Consider the following 5,722-nt stretch of genomic DNA (forward strand, 5'->3'; position numbering starts at 1 on the left):
CAGGTCACCGCCGCTTGGGCTCATGTCCCCTCACAGCAGGGAACAAGTCATATCTTTTTTTTCTCAGTCCTCCTTTCTCTTTTGCATTCCAGTCATACGCTTCCCCAACTGTGGGGCGAGGCGCACGGTAGGTGAAGTCGGTCTGCCAGAGCTGGTTGACGGCCGTCGTCTTGTCCTTGAACTCGTTCGCGGTCTTGATCACCACATAGGCCGGGCTGGTGATGAGGTCATGCGCCTTCAGCAGCCGATCGACCGACGCCTCGGATACAAAGTACTTTCGTTCGTCGGTGAACCGCACGGCCAGCTCGCGTGGCGACAGCTCAGGCAACTCCAGCGCCAGCTCGATGATCTGGCCCCGCACATCGTCCGGGATGCGGTTCCAGACCCGGTCTGGTCGAGACCGATGATCGGCCAGCGCCTCAACGCCTCCCTCGCGGTAGCGATCATACCAGCGATAGAATGTGGCGCGCGGGATCCCGAGCTTGTCCAGTGCGCGCTTGGCCGGAAGGTGCGATTGCTCGACCAAATGGATGATCTCGGCCTTCTCGGAGGCGGGATACCTCATGCCTCGTCCTCCCCATCTCCGTTCATACTTTTTTTGAGCAGACGGTTCTCCAGGGTCAGATCGGCGACGGCCTCCTTCAAGGCGGCGGCCTCCCGGCGGAGGTCCTTCACCTCGCCGGAGGTCGCAGCTCGCGCCGTGTCGCCGGCCAGGCGGCGCTTGCCGGCCTCGAGAAACTCCTTGGACCAGCCGTAATACATCGAGGCGGCAATGCCCTCGCGGCGGCAAAGCTCGGAGATGTTCTCCTCGCCGCGCAATCCCTCCAGCACGATGCGGATTTTCTCTTCCGCCGAATACTGCCGGCGGGTCTGGCGCCGAATGTCCTTTAGCACTTGGTCTGCCGGCGCTTTGCCCGGTCCGGATTTCTGTTTCATCTTCGCTCCTGGCGGCTACGATGAACCAGAAATCCTCCCTCCGCAAAATCCCCCTGTTTGTCTCACAGGTCCTGACGGCGAACACTCCTGGAGCCAACGCAAATAGCGCATCGTCCAGCCTTCTTGCGGGGATATCCACATTTTTGAGTCAGAGTTTTGCTCCCGTTGCGATATCGATGAATCGCGATAATCCGCGCCACATGATCAGATTCCCTGGTGGAGGATCGTTGGCGCGGGCGAGATAGCCGCCGAGCCTGGCGATCTTGATGAGATAATGCGACCATGTCCTTCGCTGTGTGCTGACTGGATTCTTGTCTTTGACGAGCCGATCCAGCAATTGGATTTCAGTGTTGGTCAGCACAAATTCCGGTGAGGCATTTGGCGCTGAACGATTGAGCATCGTCATCCAAAAATGCGCCAGCTCACAATGCAGAATACCGAGATCAGATTCGTCAATCGCTGAGCAGTCCGCAGTTGCGAGTCCTCTGCCCTACAGCCGGATTTGAGTATCTTGTGGAAGACCTCGATCTTCCATCGCAGGGAATACCATTCGAGCTTCTCGATCGCATCCCGCGCGATTGCACCGGAAGATCGGTCCGCAGTCAGGAGTTTCCATTCAATCTTCTTTCTGTTCTTTGGCGCTCCTCTTTCATCAGCGTGGATCACTGTCAAAGTCAAAGCTGGATACCGCGACTGCTTGCCTATCGCTGGCAGAATACGGATTTTACGATACCGGATTTCAAGAACAGCCTGGTCTGGATTGCCCTTGCTTTCCTGGACTTCGATCCGGTGGAGACCTTTGACCACGACCTCGTCCATTATCGTTGCAACGGTATGATCGCCATCGCCTGCCAGGCGACTGACACAGGTCCTTACCAAGAAATGCGTTCCAACCTCTTGGGCGGCGCAAAACAGTTCATAAATATCGGCCTCACGGTCACCGATATGGATGCACTGCGATGGCTTCTCGAAAAGCTCCGTGGATTGCTTGAGGTTCTCCAGCCACCGAATGCTCTCCTTGGTTTCAATGGGGATCCGTGTCAGGTTGACCTCGCGTCTGAGCGCAGCGACCCCTCTGAATTTCTTTCTGGTCCAGAACTTCACCGCGCTGAGCCCCAGTGGAAGCCTCTCGAGGGTCACCGCAAGGCTCGAGTGCATCAATATTCCGCATGTCGTGTACGTTTGGGGCTTTCCGTCCAATCTTCGAGACCTGCTCTTGGGGATGCGCTTAATCATCCCGATCAGATCCGGGCGCTCCCGTTGATAGGTGAATTCGGTCGTATCATGCAGGACAAGAACAGGCCCTTTCGCAGCCGCGATACGTTCCCGCGTCGATTTAAAATGACCAGACAGGATGTCGGCCTCGCTTACTCGTTCAACTTGGTATTCGCCCAGTCTTGGCAAACCATCGGAATGCTCTGGCCGATGTCTCCACCAGTCTGCTTCAGCAGCATGCGAAATCTCGCCAAGTCGAGCGTCCTGGACTTCGCACAGCGCAGCTTCACGGTCAAACCAGGTCACCGCGTCAGACGCCAACCGGTGCGCCTTCTCATCCCGGGCGCGTGAAGTCAGTTCCATAGAGCACCTCTTCTCGAATCAGGTGCCCATCAAAGAATCACAAGCGATTCTGGCGTCTCAAGTTTTCGACTCGGTGCGCCTCAAAAAATGTGGGTAATCGTAAGCTTGCTCAAATGCGTACGGATGAAGTCGCATCGCTGTTCAACGTGTCTGCGCTTCGTGCTGCACTTCTCGATCTCGGCAACCAAGCGCAAGTGGAGTTTGTCGGACGGTTGGGCGAGGCAAGATTGCAGACCAACACGGTTGCCGTGCTTTCACGTTCCGAGCCTGTTTTGATCAATACGCAAACTGATCAGCCGCTAACGTCTGTGTACAGCGGAGCATATCGAGTGTTGGGCCATATAGGACTTGTCAGACATCGATTATCCAATCCCGCTAGGCGATCGCCGCGCCGAGCCGCGATCGCTCCGTCTGCGCAACCCCGACCAGCTCCGACGAAGCAATCGCTACCGGCGTGTCACTGGGGAGAAAGAATGGCAGCTTGACCACAACCGCCATTAAAGGGCCGATTGACGTCCATCGATCTTTTAGACCTTTCGCCATTCGCCCTGACGCGGACGTTGGTCGATGACGGTTCACTTGCTCGGTCGCCAGCTTGGTCTCTTCAACGCAGAAGCCGCCATATGGCGGCTTTTACGTTATGCTTCATCAGCTTTATGCCGTATTGTCTTTGGGTTCAACATTTCGATCGCGGCCCACAGCGTGGACGGCGCCACATGGGCGTATCTCATGGTTGTGGTTATGGTGGAGTGTCCCATTAATTCCTTGATAGCCGGTAGGGGCACGCCGCGCATTGCGAGGTGAGAAGCAAACGTATGGCGAAGCGTGTGCCAGCCGATGGCTCTAAACCCGGCCTTCCTACAGAGTTTGCGGATCATGTAGTGCATTCGGTACTTGGTGAACGGGCGACCCTCCGAGCCCATAAACACGTACCCGGTGTCCTTCTTACGCCGGTACAGCATCGTGTACACATCAATGTCGAGCGGTATATGCCGCGTGCGGTTATTCTTTGGCGCGACGAGCGTCTTCCCACGATCATCGTATGAATGTCTCACCGCAACGGTGCGCGTAAGCCAATCGAGAGATGACCACTGAAGGCCCCTGAGCTCTCCTTGCCGCATACCTGTCCGCAGCGCCGTCAGAAGCAGTTCGCGCATTAGGCCATTCGCCTGGGAAAGGAGCAACTCACACTCTTCGGGCGAAAGATAATCAATTTCGGGCAACGCCCTTTTGGGCCATTTGATCTTCGGTCGCGCGTCCGCAAGCTCTAGCCACTCATATGCGGTCAGCAAGCACTTGTTGAGCACCGTCAGGCGATTCGTGATCGTCTTGTTTGTGTACCCTTGCTGGACCTGCTGAGCTTTATAGCGCTCGATGTCATATCCTTTAATTTGTCCCACCGGCTTGCGACCAAAGAATGGGAGCAGAGATGAAGACAGAATGTACTTCTTGGACAGTTGCTCAGAATACTTGTTGTTCGGTCTTACATAGTCCTCAAACCATTTCACCGCGAACTCGGCAAAGGTCAGGTCCTTCGACCGTAGCGCTCCAATATCTATCGAATCGCCACGTGTTAGCTTTTGTCGCAAGGTAGCTTCGTACGCCTGCGCTCCGGCCTTTGTGTTCTCGGGACTACGTTTTCTATATCGTGTGGAGTTGACCGTGAAATCGACCCAGCACGAGTTTTTTATCATTCGTACTGTCATATCCGTTGTTTATCGATTGTTTCGGTCCGCTGCCTCGCCAAATACGAAATGACGTCGTGCTTGGTGAAACGAATGCTGCCGCCCACTTTGAGGAAGGCAATGCGTCGCCGCTGTTGCAGGCGTCGCACGCTAGAAGCGGAAATTCTCAGTAGTTCGGCCACTTCAGCGGCGGTCAATAGCTCAGCATCGGCTCTGAAACAGTCGGGAATTTTCAAAGAACCATACGGCGTCGGCGAATTATCATCGCCGGCTGGCATCTCGACTCTACCATTGTTAGGAGATTTGTGCATGTGCACATGTTGCGCGCCGACTGGAGCGATGGCCAGGCGCGGAGCCGTGACCACAGGAGACGTTCGTGAAATCTTGGACGGACTTCGCTGCAGGCTCTCCGATTGATCGATATCGTACAGATCCTTTCGCACTCTCAGGATTGCTGGCTTCTTCAAGAATGCAGGAGCTTTGAATGAAGGATGGGAATGCCATGGGTGTGCTGGTTTCCGCTCGATCGCCCACCTTTCCGGAATGATGTCGCCCACCGTTTCGATTTGGTGTCGCGCGCCATGCCCAATCGCCTTTCTTAGCTGCGGCTGAAGTGCGTGCATGGTTTCCTCGGCGCGCCCGGTGCTGCTGCTTCTTCCTCGCACGTGCGTCAGGCCTCTCCTGGCCTCGGACGGGGTCTTCTCGGCATAACGCATTGCATGCTCGTCAGGCTCCAAGCTCTTCTCAGGCAATTGCAGACGAGACAACCACAAGCAGTTCTGCTCGCAGCAGCCCATTCCGTCCGACCAATCCTGGTAGGTGCGATCACGGGTCTTTTCGGGAATGATCCGACGCGAGTAAAGGTGCAACAACGGCGGATGTTTGGAGTGCGGTTGGCGTCGCGTTAGGAGTCTCTCGGCGGGATCGTTAGCGACCCACCTCGTGGCGTCGCTTCTGTCTCGCCTGCCAGAGAGCCTTGCGCGCGAGCGACGATATTCGCGCAGACGGCAACCACGTTATCAGTTGGGGGGGAACAAATCTGCTGGATGAGCCAGCCGCTATATGAGATTAAATGCACTCCGTTCAAGCGCTGATACAACCTTCAGCCTCCCGGCTGATCTGCCAGGCTCCTGCCGGTGAGGGCGGTGTCGTTATCGGGCGGCACCGCGCAAAGGCACGCAGTCTCCCTGCCGATCCGAGCTGTGGCTGGTCTTGATCAGAGCTTGCGACAGGAACCAAGTTCTTGGTCTGCGGCCGCGGTCTGTTTGAATCGCCTCCGGTGCAGCTGTGCAGGCGCGATGAAACTCGCGGAAGGATCTAGCAGTCTGCTGAAAAACCGAGAAATCGCAGCCTTGCGGTGTCTTTTGGTCTGGTGATGTGTTCGATGGTGTGGGCTTGGCGGTAGTCTGCGCAGCGGCTTTTCTATGCCATGACCAGTTTTGGGATGCGGATCAGATTGTAGGCGCTCAGGTTGAGGGTGAAGTCGGCGGCAACGCGCCAGAGGCCGCGATGTTTGGTTTTGC

Annotated in this window: 5 protein-coding genes and 1 pseudogene; all 6 read right to left on the reverse strand. The window is 56.2% G+C overall.

From position 1 onward, the window contains the following. Positions 1-127 precede the first annotated feature (127 nt). Positions 128-936 (reverse strand): annotated as a pseudogene (locus I6F35_RS39330) (transposase); the annotation flags it as partial. A gap of 148 nt (positions 937-1,084) precedes the next feature. Continuing rightward, positions 1,085-1,342: a hypothetical protein gene (locus I6F35_RS39335; RefSeq protein WP_225122932.1), complete on the reverse strand. Its 258-nt coding sequence runs from the start codon at positions 1,340-1,342 to the stop codon at positions 1,085-1,087. Then, positions 1,339-2,340, reverse strand: a complete 1,002-nt coding sequence (locus I6F35_RS39340; RefSeq protein ID WP_225122933.1) for an IS4 family transposase — start codon at positions 2,338-2,340, stop codon at positions 1,339-1,341. Before I6F35_RS39340 ends, I6F35_RS39335 begins: the two co-directional genes overlap by 4 nt. Next, positions 2,304-2,390, reverse strand: a complete 87-nt coding sequence (locus tag I6F35_RS39345; RefSeq protein ID WP_225122936.1) for a transposase — start codon at positions 2,388-2,390, stop codon at positions 2,304-2,306. Before I6F35_RS39345 ends, I6F35_RS39340 begins: the two co-directional genes overlap by 37 nt. A 762-nt stretch (positions 2,391-3,152) precedes the next feature. Beyond that, positions 3,153-4,103, reverse strand: coding sequence for a site-specific integrase (locus I6F35_RS39350; RefSeq protein ID WP_225122934.1), 951 nt, complete (start codon positions 4,101-4,103; stop codon positions 3,153-3,155). 113 nt (positions 4,104-4,216) lie between these two features. Beyond that, on the reverse strand, positions 4,217-4,915 hold the full coding sequence (locus tag I6F35_RS39355; protein ID WP_225122935.1) for a helix-turn-helix domain-containing protein: 699 nt from the start codon (positions 4,913-4,915) through the stop codon (positions 4,217-4,219). Positions 4,916-5,722: the final 807 nt, after the last annotated feature.

The sequence above is a fragment of the Bradyrhizobium sp. BRP22 genome (assembly GCF_020194175.1).
Lineage (GTDB): Bacteria > Pseudomonadota > Alphaproteobacteria > Rhizobiales > Xanthobacteraceae > Bradyrhizobium.